Annotated in this window: 2 protein-coding genes and 1 pseudogene; all 3 read left to right on the forward strand. The window is 34.0% G+C overall.

All coding sequences use genetic code 11. From position 1 onward, the window contains the following. Nucleotides 1-501 (forward strand): annotated as a pseudogene (locus tag F6K13_RS29980) (CapA family protein); the annotation flags it as partial. A 112-nt stretch (nucleotides 502-613) separates the two neighbouring features. After that, complete coding sequence (locus tag F6K13_RS29985) at nucleotides 614-826, forward strand: hypothetical protein (RefSeq protein WP_192901074.1); 213 nt, start codon at nucleotides 614-616, stop codon at nucleotides 824-826. A gap of 656 nt (nucleotides 827-1,482) precedes the next feature. Beyond that, the coding region (locus F6K13_RS29990) for an aldose epimerase (RefSeq protein ID WP_287289399.1) at nucleotides 1,483-2,139 on the forward strand (657 nt) is incomplete at its 3' end.

Here is a 2,139-nt window from a genome sequence, read left to right on the forward strand (position 1 = left end):
AATCAAGAGAGTGATTATGAGACAGCAATCTTGAAAGTCTCTTTAAAACCAGGCAAAATGAAGATTGAGTTTTTGCCGATAGTAGTTAGCAAATACCAACCTCAAGTTGTTACAGGAAAAAAAGGAGAGGAAATTCTCAGTCATATTGCTCAAATTTCTAGTGTTTTCCATCAACCCATGAGAACCCCTCTCAAGATAGATAAGATTGATTCTTCTGCAAAGTTTGCTGGTAGTAACTCCAGTCCAAGTAGATCGAACTCTAATATTTTATCAACTCCAACTTTACCTAAGTTGCCACCTAGAAGTACAGAAAATGAGCAAAATTCCACAGATGATTCTCAGAATTTGTCTGAAGGAGAAGCTGGTGTAGATAGTCACAATAGCTTTTCTCTACCACCAATATTGAATCCTGAAGCATCTGCTAAAGAAGAAAGAGAACCTTTTATTAAAGAACCTTTTATCAAAGAACCTTTTATTGAATTGCCACGTTTAAGAATTTAATTAAAATCATACAAACATTAATAACTATAATAACTATGGCTACATACTCTATTTTTTATATTCAATGATTCTGAAGATATGAGGTATCGAATGACGTAGAATAAAGTTCAAAATGAAAATACTATCTAAAAAAAATCGTTGGTACAATAAACAGATATCAACTATCAAAGAAAATCAACCTCAAGGATTTTGGTCAAATAAACTAGCTGTCATTACAGAAAAGCGTAACCGCCAAATGCGTGACAGTATTAATAAAGCAGCCAGAATAGTCATTAATCATTGTTTAAAAAATTCTATTGGTTACAATTGTATTTGGTTGGAATAAAGGTCAGAAAAATGAAATAAAATTAGGAAAAAAAAGTAATTCATAATTTGTACCAATTCCTACAGCTAGACTTAAAGAAAGAATAGCTAAATTATGCTCTGAATATGGGATTCTATTTTTAGAAACACCAAGAAAGTTATACAAGTGTCGCTTCATTTTTAGATGGTGAAAATCTTCCTATTGATGGTGAGGAACCCAATGATTGGAAACCGTCACCGAAAAGAATAAAGCGATGCAGCGCCGCCAAAGGGGGTTTCCCCCATGAGCGACTGCATCAAGACAGCGTAGTTTGTATAGGAGTGGTAATAATTGTTTTGTGAATGCAGACTGTAATGGGGCTGCAAATATTATCATAAAAGTAAGCAGAAAGCTAAGTTTAGACTTAAGCCAACTGTGTAGGGGGACAATTTCATTGTGCCCAAAGAATATTCTTTGGTCAGCTAAGAACAGACGGAGTAACACGGATTTATCATGTTGCGTAGTATCTACTTAGAATCCCCGTGACTTGAGTCCGGGGAGTAGTCAATATACTGTAATCATATAAAAACTAGAGGTCTAAATAATGATTGGGCAAATCACCAAGAAAGTAGATTTTTATTTCTAGTTATCATCACCCAATGCCCAATATTAAATAATCAATTCCTGAATTAAAAACTGTGTTTGCCATCGCACTTCAACAAAAACAATACAAGACTTATACCCTCTCTGATTTAGGATTTAATTCTAGTATAAATGTCGTTCCAGAGAGAGGAGGAATAATTACAAGTTGGTGTATTAATAATCAGGAGCTACTTTACTGTGATTCCAAAAGGTTAGAAAATCCAGAATTAATAGTAAGAGGTGGTATACCTATCCTGTTTCCCATTTGTGGCAACTTACCTAATAATATATACGAATATAATGGTAATAGTTACTCTCTCCAACAACATGGATTTGCACGAGAACTACCTTGGGAAGTCATAGAAAAGTCTACTCAAGACCGAGCTTCAATAACTCTAGTTTTAACCAGTAATAGATTCACAAAAACTGTTTATCCCTTCGATTTTCAATTAACTTTTACTTATCAAATCAAAGGTAATTCTATAGAAATATTCCAAGTTTACACCAATTTGAGCAATACACAAAGGATGCCATTTTCGACAGGACTACATCCTTATTTCTTTGCTCCAAACAAGCATCAGCTTCACTTTGATATCCCTTCAATGCAATATGTGGAACCAAAAACAGGAATCGTCCACTATAATAATGGTAAATTTGACCTTAATCAAGATGAAGTGAATGCAATATTTGAAAAATTAACAGGGTTGGCCACT

It is taken from the genome of Okeania sp. SIO2B9 (assembly GCF_010672505.1).
Taxonomy (GTDB): Bacteria; Cyanobacteriota; Cyanobacteriia; order Cyanobacteriales; family Microcoleaceae; genus Okeania; species Okeania hirsuta.

Excerpts from the sequence above, each read along its gene's own strand:
- F6K13_RS29985 (WP_192901074.1), top strand. The coding sequence starts at position 614 with ATGAAAATACTATCTAAAAAAAATCGTTGGTACAATAAACAGATATCA.